The following is a 16,797-nucleotide window of genomic DNA, read 5'->3' as shown; positions in this document are numbered from 1 at the left end:
TTGCAACCTCGCGGAGCCCCCCCATGAACCCACTCTCACGCCGGCGCTTCGGCGCCCTCGGCCTCGCCACGCTGGCCACTTCGGCACTGCAGACCATGGGCTGGGCGCAAGCCCCGGCGCCCCCGCGACGGATCATCGTGGGCTACCCCGCAGGCGGCACGCTGGACCAGACCGCGCGCCGCGTGGCCGAGGCATGGCGCAAGCAAGGCATCACCGCCATCGTCGACAACCGGCCCGGCGGCGCGGGCCGCCTGGCCAACGCACAGCTCAAGCGCGAGCGCGCAGACGGCAACACGCTGCTGTGCACGCACACCTCGGCGCTCAGCATCTACCCGCACGTCTACACCAAGCTTGCGTACGACGCGGTGGCCGATTTCGTGCCCATCACACCGGTCGTCTCGGCGACCTGCGCCCTGGCCGTCAGCAACGCCGTCCCCGCGACCGTCAAGACCCTCGCCGACTACGTGCGGTGGGCGCAACAGGCTCCCAGCCGCGCCATGTTCGCGTCGCCGGCGGCGGGCTCCATGGCGCACTTCCTCGGCTTCCAGTTGTCCGAGGCGGCGGCTCTCAAGCTGCAGCACGTGGGCTACCGGGGTTCCGCGCCGGCCATGAATGACCTGCTCGGCGGCCAGATCCCCGCGTACCTGGGCTTTGTTGCCGACTTCCTGCCGTATCTGCAGAGCGGCAAACTGCGCATCCTGGCCGTGAGCGGCGACAGGCGCTCGCGCGCCATGCCTGGCGTCCCGACGTTTGCCGAGCAGGGCTACCCCGCGATCACCGCCGTTGAATCCTACGGCGTCTTCGCTCCCCCGGGCACACCCGATGCCGTGGTCAAGAAGCTGTACGACGACGTGCTCGCGGCCAGCAAGGACCCGGCCCTGGTGGCGGGCTTCGAGGAGGTCGGGATGGAGCTGTTCGCGCTCACGCCCAAGGCCTACGAAAGCCACATCCGGGCCGAACGCGACAAATGGGGCCCGGTGGTCCGGGCCTCCGGCTTCACATCAGAGGAGTGACCATGAACAGCCACGACAGCAACCAAGACCGTGACGAACTGATAGCGCGCAGCATCGCCTTCCTCGGCGAAGTGAAGGACATGACCGCAGGCACGGACGTCGAGCGCTGGCTGAACAAGTCCCATGGCCCGGGCAGCGCGGTGTACGAGCAGCTCGCGCGCCTGGTGAAGGCCGGCGTGCACGATGGCTGGGCCGCCAACGTCGAGATCACCGGACCGCACTACCGGCGCAGCCGCCTCGTGGAGCCGTCGGAGCGCACGCACTGGTTCAGCATCACGGCCGTGTACATGGACAGCACGGCCAACACGCAGGGCAACCCGGGCAACACCTTGCGCGGGCAGTACCACGCGCATCCCTATGGAGAGCTGAACATGGTGGTCCCCCTCAACGCCGGCGCCGCGCTGGCAGGCCCCAACGGCTGGTGCGAAGCGGGCTGGACGGCACCCGGCCCGGGCAGCCACCACTACCCGGAAGCCCGCGGCGGCGCGGTCATCGCCTTGTTCTACCTGCCTGCCGGGCGCATTGCGTACCACGCGCCACCGGTCGAAGCGCAGGCCGAGGAGCGGCCATGACACAGGGCGACATCGCGCACACCACGCGCGTGGTCGACGGTGTACTGCGGGCGCGGCGCAGTCAGCGCGCCTACAAGCCGGACCCCGTTCCGCGTTCCCTGCTGGAAGAGGTCCTGGACGTGGCATCGAGCGCGCCCAGCAACTCCAACACCCAGCCATGGCAGGTGCACGCCGTCGCCGGTGCGCACCTGGCAGCGCTGGGCGCCGCGTTGGTGCGCGCCTGCCGCGACAACACGCTTCCGCCATCCCCGCACTTCCCCGACCCACTGCCCGACGAATACGCCCAGCGGCAGCGCGATTTCGGTACGACCTACTACAAGACACTTGGCGTGGACGTCGCCGACATGCCCAGCCGCATACGGCAGACCGAAAAGAACTTCGTGTTCTTCGGCGCGCCGGTCGGCCTGATCTTCACCATCGACCGGCGCCTGGCGCCCCACAGCTGGCTCGACCTGGGCCTGTTGGTCCAGAACGTGATGATTGCCGCCGCAGCGCGCGGCCTGGGCACCTGTCCGCAGGTGTCGTTCGCGCGGTTCCATCCGGTCATCGCGCGGCACCTGGCCTTCACGGAGTACGAGCTGACGGTGTGCGGCATGTCACTCGGCTACCCCGACCGCGACATGCCTGTCAACCAGGTGGCCACACCGCGTCGGCCCGTGCATGAGTTCGCTAGCTTTCAGCACTTCGCGGATCCATGAGCGCGCCAAGAAGCCGAAATGCAAGGGGCGGCGCCAGATGAGACCGCCACTGCAATGGTTCGCGCCCTGTCCGTTGAACTGTTCCCGCCATTCTCGACTCAGGGCGAACGCCGCTTGTCCATTCGGGTGCTTTTGAACAGATGTTGAGAACGTGTCCGCGAGTCGTGCTCCTTCTCGGCCGGGCAGCAGCTATCGGGGCTGTTGCCCCTCGCGTCTTGCGTTTCTAGTGCGTCGCTTGATCGCGCCTGACCGGCAATTCGGGAAAATGGGGCATGGAAAGTTTTTGCCTCGACCCGGCACGCGTCCGCGACATCTCAGGGGAGCTACTTGATGCACACGGCCGGCTGCAGGTCGTACCCGCGGCGGTTCTGGCCGAAACCTCAGCGGAGGAACGAATGCTGTTCTGCGTTCGGCACGGTGTGTATGGTCTACCCACGGCCGAACTATGCGACTTCCTAGGAGACCGAATCGGTGGTCGCACCGCCATAGAGATCGGCGCGGGAACAGGTATTCTCGCGCGCACGCTCGGTATCGCGGCGACCGACAACCGCCAACAGGAAGACCCAGCCATAAGGGCGCACTACCAAAGCCTCGGGCAACCCACCGTCCCGTATGGACCGGACGTGGAGAAGCTGGATGCGCATCGCGCGGTTGAACAGCACGGCCCACAAGTCGTGATCGCCTGCTGAATAACCCACCGCTTCGACTCCATGGCACCCAGTGCCGGAGGAAGCGAAACGGGCGTGGACGAAGCGGCCATCATTGCCTCGTGTGAGGAATACATCTTCATCGGCAACGAACACGTACACCGCTACAAGCCCATCTGGAAGCTACCGCATCAGAAGCTGACACCGACCTGGCTCTATTCCAGGGCGATCAATGGCACCCGGGATTTCATCGGCCTCTGGCGTGGCGGCCAGCGTTCGTCCAACACTGGCACCGCCGTATGAACCTGCCAGACGACGCATCGTGGGCTGCGTCCATCTAGCGGTTTCAAAGTCAAATGCCGCTCCCGGGCGGGAGCTGTCACGTGCCTGTCAGCTGCGACCGTCAGCTTCAGACTGCGTGCTGCCCTTGAGCTTTTTGAGCTAAGTGACCTCCGCTCGCGAAACCTGCCATTCACGTTCGAAAAGCGCGTCGTTCGGCTGTCAAGCCTAAACCGGTCAACAGCAGCCGTAGCGACGCTGCGCTTGCACCAACACCTCCAGCAGGCGATCGCGCTTGTCCGTGCCATGTCCGTCGGACAGCCCGTTTTTCTCGCGCGACAGGCCGAGGCCTTCCACCACGATGACGTAGTCGGTCCCGCGTGCCTCCAGTCATGCAGATGTCTGCACGAGCATGGCGTAACTCTCGGGGTTCGGTTGATGTACATCGGGCCTGCTGGTGCTGGCCCGCCTGGGTGCTGCCCTGCTGTTATGTGCGCCGCCGTGGCCAGTTTGAGCCTGTCACGATGTCTCCACGATGGCTCGGGGCATATCACGCAAGATCGCTGGACTACAAATGACGGCGAAAGGCAAGACGTGCCAACCTCTGATCTCAACTTGACGAGGCCTTCACAACCACGTGACATGGCTGCTTCTGCTGCCGCCGCCGCAGCTGTGAGCACGGTCCTAGTGACCTCAGGCCTGCAGCCGAAAGCAGCCCGAAACGCATTCCTAGAGATTCAACGACAGGATGCAAGCCCTGTGGAGACCGCACTGCTGCCGACACCTGCTGCTGTCCGGGCTGCCAGGGTCTGGCGCACCACCATTCTCGCGGCATCGACGTCCTGAAGCGGCCGTGAATGCGGAGCTGACCGCGGCAGAGTCATTGCTGGTCGGCCTGGAAGGGGCTGGCCCAAGGCTTGCCGGTGCGGCCTTCACATGACCTTGTTCTTCGATCACTCAATCCACACCGGGTACTACCGAATCGCCCGGCAGCCGCGCATGTATCGGGGGAAACGGGCGGCGGCCTGGGCCAAGGTCGAAGCGGCGTTCTCGGCACCTGTGGACTCGCTGAGCTTCTGGGTCCTAGCGGAAGCGCTCGAAGAAGCTGGACCAGGCCAGGAAGCGATGCACCCGCACGCGTTCCTTGGGTACTGCATCAGACAGGGCTGGCTGATGCGCATGTAGCGGCCGGACGTTGGCGGCGTCTCCAATTTGACCTCAGCCAGGGACCTGTCCTGCACCCTTTCGGCTGGTTGACCCACGGATGCGGGCATCAAACCGCGCGGGAATGGGCCACCACTCCAGAAAGCCTTCCATGCTCGAAACGAAGCCCGAAAACGGCGCAGTCCCCACCTCGTCAAGCCGCAACCGATACGCCAACAAGCGCATGCTGATCATCTGCGGCGCTGTCGCCGCCGTGATCGTCCTCGTCGTCGTCCTAAGAGTGCTGAGTACGGTGCAGGCGTGAGCCAAGGCCGATGGCACTGCGCGCCGTGGGTCGCTCCGCCATGTTTGACGCACTTCAAAGGGAAAGGCCCGCTGATCTTGCGAAGGGCGGGCCGACGCCACGGGCTCATGTGGAGCAATGGTTTGCAACGGTGGGGCCAGGACTGCGACGGCGCTAACCCGCTGCACCCGTGGGCGTCGGGTCAAATTGTGAAGGTCGTAACGCCCGGCCGTCTTTTGACTCTGACTTCGCGACACCCAGTGGAGTGACTGGGCGCCAAGACAGTACGAAATCGAAGCAGGCTGAGAGCTGCTCGGTGCTCTTGATGCATCGCGCCGACCGCGCAGCGAACCTCCAATCGATGCGGACCTGTAGCAGCCAATGTCGGTACTAGCTCTCCAGGATGATGAACAGCAGGAAGAAGACCGAAAACCAAATGGACACCATCATGAATACGCTGAACACATCTGGGCTTTCGCCATCACCATCCCATCGTGGCATCGCATAGTTCCTATTTGGGTCCACCCCTGACAAGGGTGCGCACTACTATAGAAACCTGCGGCTCAAGAATGTGGAGGATCTGTGTCAGCTGCCTGGCCAGGTACTTTTCTGGCGATCCAAGGAGTGACGCTACCGAAGGGGCGGCCAGAATCGTACCGGGGACTCGCGGAGGCTTTGCCAGCCCCGCGATGAGCAGCGCACGCTGAACCGCCCGGGCAGGTTCAAACTGCTGTAGTCAACGTTAGAGTCGAGCGTTGCTGCACCTGCAGCGCTAGCTGGAAAAATGCGCCAACCACCGTTACTTCCCCCCGATGAGGCCGCTCGCCTCGCGGCGCTCACCGATCTTCTGATCATGGACAGCCCGCCAGAGCCGCTGTTCGACCTCATGGCGCGTTTCGCCGCCGAGCTGTGCGGCACCCCCATCGCCTTGATCAGCCTGATCGACGAAGAGCGTCAGTGGTTCAAGGCCAACGTCGGCCTGCCCGGCGTCAACGAGACACCGCGCGACGTCGCTTTCTGTGCCCACGCGATCCAGAGCGACAGCCTGCTCGAGGTGCCGAATGCTGCGCTCGATCCGCGCTTCGCCGACAACCCACTGGTTACCGGGGCGCCGGACATCCGGTTTTACGCGGGTGCCCCGCTGATCCTGCCGGGCGGCTCCCGCGCCGGCACGCTGTGCGTGATCGACCGCACGCCCGGGCACCTGGGTGAACGCGAGGCCAGCATGCTGCGCATGTTGGCCGACATGGTGGGCGAGGCGCTGATGATGAGACGAGACCTGATTCGCCGGTCCTTGTCCGTCCGGAGTAAGTACGAGGCAGCACTTGCACAGAGCGAGGCCCGCTACCGTGCACTCGTCGAGGAACAGCGTGAGTTGGTCGCACTCGTACGCGACCGCGGCGAGATCGTCTATGCCAACCCGGCTTGGCTGCGCTACTACGGCGTCGATGCCGCGCAAGCCATCGGATCGAACGTTTTCGCTTTCTTGGGTCAAGACGACCAGGCCATGGTGCAAGGGGTGTTAGAGCACGTCCTCCTCAGCGGAGAGAGCGTCGTCTGCGAGACGCGCAGCACCGGACCAGATGGGGAGGACCGCTGGGTTTCCTGGTCCAACAATCGCCAACGGGAACGCGATGGCGATGGATGGCTCTTGCGCGGTGTTGGCACGGACATCACTTCGCGCAAGCGTGCCGAGTTGGCGTTGCGCGAAAGCGAGGCATTCCTGGACCGCACGGGCCGCATTGCCCGCGTTGGTGGCTGGCAGGCCGATCTGGCGACCGGTGCCATGCGCTGGTCGGACGAAACATGCCGCATCCACGAGGTCGAGCTGGGTCACCGCCTGAGCCTGGACGAGGCGATCGGCTTCCTGGCAGAAGGCGACCGCGCGTTAGCCGAGGAAGCCATCCGCCGCAGCGTTGCCGAGGGCAAGCCGTGGGACCTGGAGCTGCGCCTGACCACGGCCAAGGGTAAGGAGCTCTGGGTCCGGCTGGTGGGCGACGTCGAACGCGAAGGCGGCCGGGCGGTGCGCCTGACCGGGGCCGTGCAGGACATCACGGAACGCCGCACAAGCAAGGCCGAACTGTTGCGCGAGCAGACTTTGCGCTTGCAGATCGAGGAGCATGCGAAGGCGCTCGGCGAGCTTCTGCGCGAGCGCGAGGAGATGACCCAGGTGCTGGCCCACGAGGTGAGGCAGCCGCTCAATAACGCATCGGCGGCCTTACAGAGCGCGGCTGCTGTGCTGGTGGACGTGGGCGAGCAGGCAGCGTCTGTGCGCCTGGGGCGCGCGCAGGCGGTCATGGGGCAGGTGCTGGCCAGCATCGATAACACCCTCGCCGGGGCGTCGCTGCTGGCCCGCCAGTATGCTGTCGAAGGGGCGGACACCGACATCGACACGCTTGTGGCGGTGGTGCTGGCCGACATGCCCGCGGCGGAGCGCCACCGGATCCGGGTCGAGCGCATCGCGACCAGTCGCACGGTGTCGGCCGATATGAGCCTGCTGCGCCTGGCGCTGCGCAACCTGCTGCTTAACGCGCTGACCTACAGCCCGCCGCAGGCGCCGGTCGTCGTGCGGTTGATCGATTCGGACGACCCCTTGGCGCTGCTGATCGAGGTCGAGGACAAGGGCCCCGGCTTCAACGCCGAGCTGGTGGGTCGCCTGTTCGAGCGCGGCAACCGCGGTCGGCACCCACCCGGCAAGCCGGGCCACGGCCTGGGCCTGTACATCGTGCGCCGGGTAATGGAGCTGCACGGCGGCCGTGTCGAACTGGTGCGCAATACTCCGCATGGCAGCACCATGCGCTTGATCGTCGAGCAGTCGCTGGACGATTGAGCCGCGGAGCAGGCCAGCGGCCCGCCCTAGGTTCAGTAGGCTTTCAGGTTTGCGCGGAACACGTACCCCACGCCCGACTTCGACTGCAGCGGAACCAGCTCGGGCGTAGCCCGTTCGATGCGGCGGCGCAGCCGGTAAATGGTGGCGTTCAAGCCGTCTGCCGCATCGGCACCCGATGACTTGCCGAGTCGGCTACGCAGGGTCTCGCGGCTGACGACTTCGCCATCGGCCTCCAGGAAGCACTCGATCACCGTGACATCGGTCTCGCTAAGCTCCACCCGGGCGCCGTCCGGCGCCACCAACTGGCGCGCGCGCCGGTCCAGCTTCCACACCGTTCCCTGGGGCCCCGCCGGGCCCGTGCGCCGGTGGATCGACTGGATGGCCAGGGCGACCTGGTCGAACTGAACGGGCTTGGACAGGTACATGTCGGCCCCGGCACCCAGCACCTGCGTGAAGACGTCCGGCGCGACCCGGCCCGACACCACCAGCACGCCGGCATCCGTGCGCCGCCGCAGCACCTTGACGAGTTCCACGCCGTCGACGCCAGGCAGCATCAGGTCGAGCACGTAGAAGCCATACCCATAGGCGTCGTGGTGCGCCAACAGGTCGTTGCTGTCCCCGAAGGTGTCGACCTGCACCCCCTGGTCGCGCAGGTACTGCGACAGAAATTCGCTGTACTCGCTGTCGTCATCGACCAAGGCAAGGGTGGTAGGAAGCATCGACGGTCCGGAAAACAAAGACTTTTCCACGCAATTCATTTATTCGCTCATCGCGAATAAATGATTGAGTGGCACAATTTGTAGCAAAGGAGCATTTTATCTCCCGGCCGCTTTCCACCGAGGTCACACACCATGAAGAGTCCATCCATCAAACGGCAGCTTGCCATCGCCTTCGGCACACTGGCCCTGCTAGTTTTGCTCGTGTGCTACTTCGCCCTGGGCAGCTTGGGCGAGGTCAACCGGCAATTTGCCGACTACGTCCTGGGCGAGGCCCGGCGCGAGAGCCTGGCCGTCAACGTCCGCATCCTGGCCAGCGCTCGCGCGACCGCCGTGCGCGACATGGTGCTCGTCCGTTCGGCAGACCAGATCGCCCAGCACAAGGATGCGGCCGTCAAGTCCCATGAAGAGCTGCAGTCCACGATGGCGGCGCTCAAGCAGGAAGTGGCGGGCGCCGGGATCTCGGCGCGCGAGCGCGCCATGGTGGCGGCGATCGACAAGGTCGAATCGGCCTATGCACCGGTGGCGCTGTCCATCGTCCAGCTAGCCGCGAACGATCGCCGGGCCGAAGCGGTCGAGAAGATCAACGTCGAGTGCCGCCCCCTGCTGGCCCAGCTGCTGGCCACATCGAGGGACTACGCCGCGTACATCCAGTCGCAGGGGACGGCCAAGGTCGACGAGGCGGCCGCCGCCTACGCATCGCAACGTACGATGCTGCTCGCGGTCAGTGCGGGCGCCGTCGCGATGGCGATGCTGCTGGGCTGGCTGATCGTGCGCCGCCTGTTTGCAGCGCTCGGTGCCGAGCCGGCCGAACTGAACGCAGCGGCCCGGCGTGTCGCCCAGGGCGACCTCGGCCCGGTCCCAGGCGTGGACGACGCGCCCGCGGGTAGCGTGCTCGCCTCCATGGGTGCCATGCAGCGCCAGTTGGTCACACTCATCGGCCAGGTGCGGGGCGCCGCCGATAGCATCGCCACCGCTAGCGAGCAGATCGCACAAGGCAACCTCGACCTGTCCAGCAGGACCGAAGAGCAGGCCGCAGCGCTGCAGCAGACCGCCGCGACCATGGACGAAGTGGGCACTACGGTGCGCAACACCGCCGCCAACGCCCAGCAGGCCAACCAGCTGGCGCAGGATGCCAGCGGCATCGCCGTGCAGGGCGGGGCCGCGTTCTCGCGTGTCGTGAGCACCATGCGCGGCATCAACGACAGCTCCAAGAAGATCGCCGAGATCATCACCGTGATTGACGGCATCGCGTTCCAAACCAACATCCTCGCTTTGAATGCGGCCGTGGAAGCGGCCCGTGCAGGCGAGCAGGGGCGCGGCTTCGCGGTCGTGGCGACCGAGGTGCGCAACTTGGCACGCCGCAGCGCCGACGCCGCGAAGGAGATCAAGACCCTGATCACCGACAGCGTGGAGCAGGTCGCCGACGGTTCGGTGCAGGTTGGCCAGGCCGGCGAGACGCTGCAGGAGATCGTCGACGCCATCCAGCGCGTGAGCGACATCGTCGGCGAGATCAGCGTGGCGAGCGCAGAGCAGAGCCAGGGTGTCGGGCAGGTCGGCGAGGCGATCTCGCAGATGGACCATGTGACGCAGCAGAACGCCGCGTTGGTGGAGGAAAGCGCCGCCGCGGCGGAGAACCTCAAGCAGCAGGCCCAGCAGCTGGTCGACACGGTGGCGATGTTCAAGCTCGATGCGCACGAAGCTAACAATGCGCACGAGGCGCACGCGCCCCAGTGGCCCGCATCGGCATCGGCATCGGCACAGCGCAACCGCGCTGCCAGCCCGCGCGCTCTGCGCCTGCAGACCGCCATGGCACCCACGGTCCGCGACACCGGCGGATGGACACGCATCTGATGCGCGGGCGGATCACCCCATGAATGCACTCGAACGCCACAACGTGCGCCAGACAGGCAGCGGCACCCCGGTGCTGTTCTCCCACGGCTACGGTTGCGACCAGAACGTCTGGCGCGACCTGGCGCCCGGCTTCGCCGAGAGCCACCGCGTCGTGCTCATGGACCACGCCGGTTGCGGCAGTTCTGCTCCGGGCTCGTACAGTTTCGAGCGCCATGCCACTCTGCAGGGCCATGCCGACGACATCATCGCCGTCTGCGAGGCCGCGGGCTTGCAGGACACGGTGCTGGTGGCCCACTCAGTCAGCACCATGAGCAGCATGCTGGCCGCCCGGGCGCGTCCCGACCTGTTCGCCGCGCTGGTGATGCTGGCGCCCTCGCCCTGCTACCTGAACGACGCCGGCTACGCAGGCGGCTTCGAGCGCGAGGACATCGACAGCCTGCTGGAGCTGCTCGATGCCAACCATTTCAAGTGGGCCCGGATGATGGCTCCCGTCGTGATGGGCAACCCCGACCGACCTAGTCTGGCCGGCGGGCTCGCCGACAGCTTTTGCCGCATGGCGCCCGACGTGGCCAAGCATTTCGCACGGACCACCTTCCTGAGCGATCTGCGCGGCCAGTTGTCCGGGCTGCGCGTGCCCACGCTCATCGTGCAGTGCAGGGACGATGCGCTGGCGCCACCGGCGGTCGGCGACTACCTGCAGCGCCGCTGGCCGCACGCCCGGCTGACCTGGCTGCAGGCGACCGGCCACTGCCCGCACATGAGTGCGCCGTGCGAGACGGCCGCGGTGATCCGCACGTTCCTCTTGACTCTGGCTATTGGTCAGCAAATGGCCGATGGCCTGGCGAGCCTCGCATGAACGCCAGCACCATCCCCGCCCTGACCCGGATCCTCAAGACCGTGCCCGACCTTGACACCGATCCCCTCGCGTTCGAGCCCTTGGAGATCGACGCGTCCTGCGGCCTGGTGGAAACATGGGCCGATGGGCGCATCCGCCGCGCCAACGCGCGCTTTGCCGACTGGTCTGCCCGCACCGGCAAAGATCTTTCGGGCCGGCGTTTCAAAGATCTGCTGGCACCAGCGAGTCGAATCATGTACGAGACCCACTGCGTTCCGCTGTTGGAGGCATACGGTATCGTCAACGAGCTGATGCTGGAGATCGTCCGGCCCGATGGCGAGCGGCTGCCGGTGCTCGTCTGCGCCGTCCGCCGTCTGGACTCGCGTGATGCGGCAGTCGTCAATTTCTCCGTCTTCGATGCGACCGCCACACGGCGCCACGAACGCGAACTGCTGCAGGCGCAGCGCCAGGCGGAAGCCGCTGCTGCCGAACTGCGCGCCACCAACCGGCGCCTGTCTCTTCAGTCCGAGCAATGGCGCGTGACCCTGCGCTCGATCGCGGAAGCGGTCGTCACCACCGGTCCAGACGGCCGCATCGTCTCGATCAACCCCACCGCGCTGCAGCTGTTCGGCGTCGAGGAAGCCCACGTCATGGGGCAGACGGTGCAGGCGCTCGGCGAGATGGTCTGGTCCGCCACCCGGGAGCCGATCGACCCCGAGCCCCAGCCACAGGCGTTGTGGAAGGCCGGCCTGATCGACGCGACCTTGATCCGCCCCGACGGCAGCGAACGCCAGGTGTCCAGCACGGTCTCGCCGATCCGCGACGACACGGGCGCGATCATGGGCAGCGTGTTCGTCGGTCGGGATGTGACCGAGGAGCGCGCCATGGTGCGCCAGCTGGCGCACGACGCCAGCCACGACCATCTGACCGGCATCGCCAACCGCCGCGAGTTCGAGCGGCGCCTGGAGACGTTGCTACGGCGCCGCTCGCCTTCGCAGCAACACAGCGACCTGCTGGTCTACATGGATCTGGACCAGTTCAAGGTGGTCAATGATGCGGTCGGCCATGCAGGGGGCGACCTCCTACTGCGCCAGGTGTCCACCATCCTGCAGGCGAGCCTGCGCCCCAGCGACACCCTGGCCCGTCTGGGCGGCGACGAGTTCGGCCTGATCCTGCCGGCCTGCTCGCTGAACGCCGGCCTGCGCGTGGCCGAAAGGATGCGCAGCGCGCTGGAGGCCCACCGTTTCTCCTGGCAGAACCAGGTCTTCCAGGTGACGGCGAGCATCGGCATCTCGCTCGTCCATGGGCAGGACGGCATGGCGGCGACCAGCATGGCAGATGCCGACCTGGCCTGCAACGCGGCAAAGGCCCGCGGCCGCAACCGCATCCACGTGTTCGACCGCGGCGACGAGGAGTTGCAGGCCCAGCGGCAGGAGATGAGCCTGGTGGCCCAGGTGCGGCGGGCGCTGGACGAAGACCGGTTTGCGCTGTGCTTCCAGCCGATCGTCCGGTTGTCCCCGCGCCCGGGTGCCCTGCAGCACGGCGAGATGTTGCTGCGCATGCGCGGCGACGACGGCACGCTGCTGGCGCCCACGCCCTACATCCTGGCCGCCGAACGCTACAACCTGATCCAGGCCATCGACCGGTGGGTCGTGCGCAAGACGCTGGAATGGCTGGTCGCCCGGCCCGGCGTGGAGGCTTCGATCAACCTGTCCGGCCAGTCCATCGGCGACGCTGAATTCCTGGCATATGTATCCGGCCTGTTTGCACAGACGGATCTGAAACCGGAACGGGTGTGCTTCGAGATCACGGAGACCGCGACCATGGGCGACCTTGCGGCAGCACTGCGCTTCATGCACACGCTCAAGGCAATCGGCGTGCGCTTCGCGCTGGACGATTTCGGCGTGGGCCTGTCCTCCTACAGCTACCTCAAGCAGTTGCCAGTCGACCAGGTCAAGATCGACGGCAGTTTCACGCGCTCGCTGCTGACAGACCCGGTGAATCGGGCCATCGTCGAGTCGATCCGGCGCATCTCCGACCTGTGCGGGCTCGAGACCGTGGCCGAATGGGTAGAGACCGAAGCCACCATGACGGCCCTGGGCGAGATCGGCGTCGACCATGCGCAGGGCTGGCATGTCGGCAGGCCGGTTTCGATCGACTTGATGTGAGCGGATCACCGGAAATCTATTGAAGCGGGGTTGCGATCTGAAAATTGAGCACTCGGCAGCCCAACGATTCATTCCCTGCAGCTGACAATGCATGGGGCCATGCTCGAGCCGCCAATTTCATCTGAAGGCGAATATTGGGAGACCCGAATGCGTGACCTCCTGCATAGATGACTTTCATATCGGCGACGCGAACGGCGGCAATCGCTGCTGAGCGGCCATTGGGCATCCTATGACCGGACCATGCGCGTCTCACGATCGCGGGGAGCAAAGTGCGCTAGAGGCTCGCCGACATGCCGCGTGAATGCGACGCTGAATGCGCTGGCGGAGCCGTACCCGGGGCGCCCAGCGACCTCGGCGACCGTAGCGCCGGCCAGGCTGAGCAGGCGCTTTGCGAGCGCGATGCGCCATCTGAGCAGTCACTCCATCGGCGTCCACCGACGAGTCGGCCGAACCGGGTGAAGAACGCCGACCGCGACATCGCGGCTTCCCGCGCGAACTGGGCGACTGGGCGACGGTCCACGATGCATCCGGTTTCTCGTGCATCCGTCGGATCGCGTGGGCCAGTCGCTCGTCGACCTCAACGGAGATACATGCAAGGAACATCGCCGTCGAGCTTCGCAGTCTGGATGCCACTGGCATCGCCGCGGCGCGCTGCCTTGCGGGAACGCAGCCCAGTTTGAGCAACGTGCTGCTCGTCCCGGACGCAGTAGGTGCCAGAACCAGAGAGTGGTTGGCGAGCACAAGGTCGGTATCGCCGCCACCAAGCGCCCTTGATAGTGGGGTCGCCCCGCTCCAGCGCACCCGACAGCTGCGCGAAGAACCACTACGACGAAACCGATGCGCTCTTCCGCGTCGAAACCGGATGTGCAGGTGGCAGATCTGGCATTGGCGAGTCGGTGCGCCACACCCAGGCTTTGCCGGCATCCTGAGCGGCCTTTTCCTTCACTGCACGGTCCTTCGCCGACATGAACGCGCTCACGACGTGCAGCGGCACGGGCTGGCCACCTGTGTCGAGCAGCAGAGCGTTTGGAAACGCCGCCACCGTGCGCGCGTCGTAACGCAGCGGCTTGATGAAGCGCCGCCCTTGGGCGATGAGCTCCTGCACCAGCGCCAGCTCGTGCACACCGTCCAATGGAATCCATTGTTCATTGGTCAGCATCAGGCTGGCCGCATCGAGCTCATACGTGTGCTCGCGTCGGGCCCGGATCAAGGCTGCCATGACCAAGCGCACCCGATGCCCCGTATCGGCATGGCGCGCTTCCAGCAGCGGCCCGAACGTGCGCTCGATGCGCTCCCAGGTACGGGTTGCTGCCAGCAGCGGTGCGTCGGGTGCGTGCTTGATCCAGATGCGGCAGCCCTGTGCGGTGCTGTCGCAGCCCTTGAGCTCCCCGAGCGCGATGGCAAGCGGACTCTGTCCGTCCCGAGGATGGAGCACGGCGAGCTTCTCCCGGCGCCGCCGGGCGGCACCGTCACGTCCCGCCTCGGAAAACGGCTCCGGCACGTAGAGCCGTTCGGCAAGCGTGAGGCCACGCGCAGTGACGGTGTCCGCAGCCTCCATGAGGTACTTGTGCAGCACGCCCTGGTTGCGCTTGCCTGCCATTGCCGGCGACCAGCGGTTGATGCCCGCCCGATCAAAGAGAAAGTGCATCAGCGCGCGCAGACTCATCTGCCGGCGCGCAACCACGACTTCGGCCGGCTCCTGTGGTTCGCCGCGGGGCACCCCGCGCCTCTGCACGCGCGTCCACGGAAAATTCAGACGCAGCTCGAAGCTGCCCGGACTGCGCTCCAGCACCGCCTCGCCCAAAAGCTCGCCCAGGCCTGATTGCTGCGCGTCGGGCTCGTAGGAGGGGCAACCCGGATGGTGCCGCATGCCCGACCCTGGCATGCGCTTGACGACCAGTTGCCGATGCTGTGCCACGTACATCTCCACGCCACCCGGCACGCACAGGCAACGGGGCCGCTCCGCCGACTCGTGCACGCGCGCAAGCGCCGGCTGCAACCCCGGGTCGTCAGCATCGAACTCGCAGCCTGCGATGGCGAATCGTTGGGTATCCATGTTCGGCCCTGGCCAGGCCACTGATCGTCGGCAAGGCTCCAGGCGGGGGCAAGCTGCAAACAGGCCCTGTTGCGCGGAGCTTTTGGCAACGGCACGGTTGCGGTAACCGTCTGCCCGCGGCATCTCCGAGGGATGCGACGCACCGCCGCCGCCACACCGAAGTCCGGGCATCGAGGCGTCTTTCGGCCACGGCAAGTGGTATTGCTGGCCAACCGTGTTGCGATCGCCCTCGCTTTCGCCGAGAGTGCGACTGCTACCCGTGAGCGTCGAGCTCACCAGCCTTCATGAGGCCTGTCTTCAGGCCGACTGAAGTCCGGCAAACCGCTGGCGTTGCGGTCGATACCCGCCCTGAAGCGGCCGGACCCAACCGGCCAGGCCATGCGAATGGCCGCAGCATGCGCAAACGCAAGTCTGCGCTCAAGCCCGTGATGCCGCGCCGCCAGCGCAGCCACACGGCATGCAGGACCCGGCGGGCTCGACCGCCAGGCGCCTGTCGAAGCGAGGTCCCGGTCCGCAAGGACCGCGGATCTCTTCCCAACGCGTGCCGAAAGGCACGTGTCCAGCACTTCGACGATGTCGAAGCACCCAACCGGGGAACCAGTTCCCCGCGCGCGGGTGCGGCCTCCCCATCTTTCACTGGAGAGACCGATGACTTCGCACGAAGAGAGCAAGCCGCGCACCTGCGGTGTTCTGCTTGGAAGGATCGCCGTGGTGGTGGCGCGCAGAAAGTTGCCCTACCTCTGCCGGGCTCCCAGGTCAACGCCGAAGCATTGCGCTTCGGCTGCGCCCGGAGCCTCGTCCGACACGGCGCTCGTCGCGCCTGACCGTTGAGGCCGGCATGTGGCAGGACAGGCCGGCAGCACTGACCAAGCGCGAACGGCTTGAGCGCCAAGAAGAAGACACGTGGCTCGAGTTTTATCCGCAGGCGCGAAAAGACCCAAGTTTGGCCGCGGAGATCCTGACCGAGCTCGAACGCGACGAGACGTTGCGACGGCGCCATCGTGGCCTGTACCTGTGCTGTCAGCGCTGCATCCGGCTTAACGACAGCCGCGAAGCACGCTACCAGCGCATCGGGCACGCCACCAGACGCATGTTCAACGCCGTGTTCATCGCACTACCGCTCTGTGCGATGGACCTTGCGAAGAAGGCGGGCCACCTCATGGCGGCCTGTCTTCCCGATGCTGCCGACGACCAAGGCGATCGACGTCACAGGCAGCTGATGGAGGGGGATGCCTACGCGCAGGCGGGGCGGTCGTTGCGGGAGCGTGCCCGCAAGGCCGCAGACCGATCGGACGCGCCGGATCCGGAGCGCACCTTGCCCGAGTCCTGAGCGGCAACGTCGGATGAACCTACCGCAGCCCCTGGACGCCCTGCCCTCCGCGACCGCGGAGTGCAGCGGCGCTCCCACAAATCTCCGCCACCGGCCCGTCGGCGCGCCGACGCTTCAATTTTGCTGGACCCCACAGATTGCGCTTCAAGGACGCTCGCCATCCGCCCGCTCGGCTTCAGTTCCTGGTCCGTCATCCGGCCGCCCGCGCGGGCAGCTCAATCCCCTATTTCTGGGCGATGCGGCCCACCCGCTCCGCAACGGCGACGTCGCCGAGCTGCAGCACTTTGGCGTCGATCGCCGTGTCGGCAGCGACGGCAACAACAAACCGCGTCATGTCGTCGCCATCTTCCGG

15 protein-coding genes are annotated in these 16,797 nt (G+C 66.3%); 12 read left to right on the top strand and 3 right to left on the bottom strand.

Features of this window, described 5'->3' with window-relative positions:
* Positions 1-23 precede the first annotated feature (23 nt).
* From DES41_RS22870 to DES41_RS22835, 8 genes are all read left to right on the top strand, one after another.
* Positions 24-1,013 (top strand): tripartite tricarboxylate transporter substrate-binding protein, encoded by a 990-nt coding sequence (locus DES41_RS22870; protein WP_114469958.1) that lies wholly within the window; start codon positions 24-26, stop codon positions 1,011-1,013.
* Positions 1,014-1,015: 2 nt separating this feature from the next.
* The gene (locus DES41_RS22865; RefSeq protein ID WP_114469957.1) at positions 1,016-1,585 is read left to right on the top strand and encodes a 4-hydroxylaminobenzoate lyase; all 570 of its coding nucleotides are present in this window, start codon (positions 1,016-1,018) and stop codon (positions 1,583-1,585) included.
* A complete protein-coding gene (locus DES41_RS22860) occupies positions 1,582-2,283 on the top strand; it encodes a nitroreductase (RefSeq protein WP_114469956.1) in 702 nt (233 codons plus the stop codon). The genes DES41_RS22865 and DES41_RS22860 overlap by 4 nt, the downstream gene beginning before the upstream one ends.
* 272 nt (positions 2,284-2,555) lie before the next feature.
* Positions 2,556-2,972, top strand: coding sequence for a hypothetical protein (locus DES41_RS37935; protein WP_147282933.1), 417 nt, complete (start codon positions 2,556-2,558; stop codon positions 2,970-2,972).
* A gap of 21 nt (positions 2,973-2,993) precedes the next feature.
* The gene (locus DES41_RS22850; protein ID WP_147282932.1) at positions 2,994-3,233 is read left to right on the top strand and encodes a hypothetical protein; all 240 of its coding nucleotides are present in this window, start codon (positions 2,994-2,996) and stop codon (positions 3,231-3,233) included.
* Between the two features lie 912 nt (positions 3,234-4,145).
* Entirely contained in the window at positions 4,146-4,394 is a 249-nt protein-coding gene (locus DES41_RS22845) for a hypothetical protein (RefSeq protein WP_114469953.1), read from the top strand.
* A 130-nt stretch (positions 4,395-4,524) separates the two neighbouring features.
* Complete coding sequence (locus DES41_RS38495; RefSeq protein WP_170168260.1) at positions 4,525-4,677, top strand: hypothetical protein; 153 nt, start codon at positions 4,525-4,527, stop codon at positions 4,675-4,677.
* 832 nt (positions 4,678-5,509) lie between these two features.
* Positions 5,510-7,486 carry a sensor histidine kinase gene (locus DES41_RS22835; RefSeq protein ID WP_245965828.1) on the top strand — a complete coding sequence of 659 codons (1,977 nt, stop codon included), beginning with the start codon at positions 5,510-5,512 and terminating at the stop codon, positions 7,484-7,486.
* Between the two features lie 32 nt (positions 7,487-7,518).
* Here the strand turns inward: DES41_RS22835 and DES41_RS22830 are convergent, their stop codons facing one another.
* Positions 7,519-8,184 (bottom strand): response regulator transcription factor, encoded by a 666-nt coding sequence (locus DES41_RS22830; protein WP_245965827.1) that lies wholly within the window; start codon positions 8,182-8,184, stop codon positions 7,519-7,521.
* A 153-nt stretch (positions 8,185-8,337) separates the two neighbouring features.
* On the opposite strand from DES41_RS22830, the gene DES41_RS39605 reads away from it, so the two are divergent.
* From DES41_RS39605 to DES41_RS22815, 3 genes are read left to right on the top strand one after another with little or no spacing between them, the layout of a single operon-like run.
* On the top strand, positions 8,338-10,056 hold the full coding sequence (locus DES41_RS39605; RefSeq protein WP_114469949.1) for a methyl-accepting chemotaxis protein: 1,719 nt from the start codon (positions 8,338-8,340) through the stop codon (positions 10,054-10,056).
* A 19-nt stretch (positions 10,057-10,075) separates the two neighbouring features.
* Positions 10,076-10,912 (top strand): alpha/beta fold hydrolase, encoded by an 837-nt coding sequence (locus DES41_RS22820; RefSeq protein ID WP_114469948.1) that lies wholly within the window; start codon positions 10,076-10,078, stop codon positions 10,910-10,912.
* Complete coding sequence (locus DES41_RS22815) at positions 10,909-13,059, top strand: bifunctional diguanylate cyclase/phosphodiesterase (protein ID WP_114469947.1); 2,151 nt, start codon at positions 10,909-10,911, stop codon at positions 13,057-13,059. The genes DES41_RS22820 and DES41_RS22815 overlap by 4 nt, the downstream gene beginning before the upstream one ends.
* A gap of 227 nt (positions 13,060-13,286) precedes the next feature.
* Here the strand turns inward: DES41_RS22815 and DES41_RS39875 are convergent, their stop codons facing one another.
* Both DES41_RS39875 and DES41_RS22805 read right to left on the bottom strand, forming a co-directional pair.
* Positions 13,287-13,433, bottom strand: a complete 147-nt coding sequence (locus DES41_RS39875; RefSeq protein ID WP_425466386.1) for a helix-turn-helix domain-containing protein — start codon at positions 13,431-13,433, stop codon at positions 13,287-13,289.
* A gap of 449 nt (positions 13,434-13,882) precedes the next feature.
* Positions 13,883-15,115 carry a DUF1173 family protein gene (locus DES41_RS22805; RefSeq protein ID WP_114469946.1) on the bottom strand — a complete coding sequence of 411 codons (1,233 nt, stop codon included), beginning with the start codon at positions 15,113-15,115 and terminating at the stop codon, positions 13,883-13,885.
* A gap of 838 nt (positions 15,116-15,953) precedes the next feature.
* Between DES41_RS22805 and DES41_RS22800 the strand changes: the two genes are divergently transcribed.
* The gene (locus DES41_RS22800) at positions 15,954-16,445 is read left to right on the top strand and encodes a hypothetical protein (RefSeq protein ID WP_114469945.1); all 492 of its coding nucleotides are present in this window, start codon (positions 15,954-15,956) and stop codon (positions 16,443-16,445) included.
* The last annotated feature ends 352 nt before the right edge of the window (positions 16,446-16,797 follow it).

This window comes from Pseudorhodoferax soli (assembly GCF_003337555.1).
GTDB lineage: Bacteria > Pseudomonadota > Gammaproteobacteria > Burkholderiales > Burkholderiaceae_C > Pseudorhodoferax > Pseudorhodoferax soli.
This window is presented reverse-complemented; position numbering and strand designations above follow the sequence as displayed.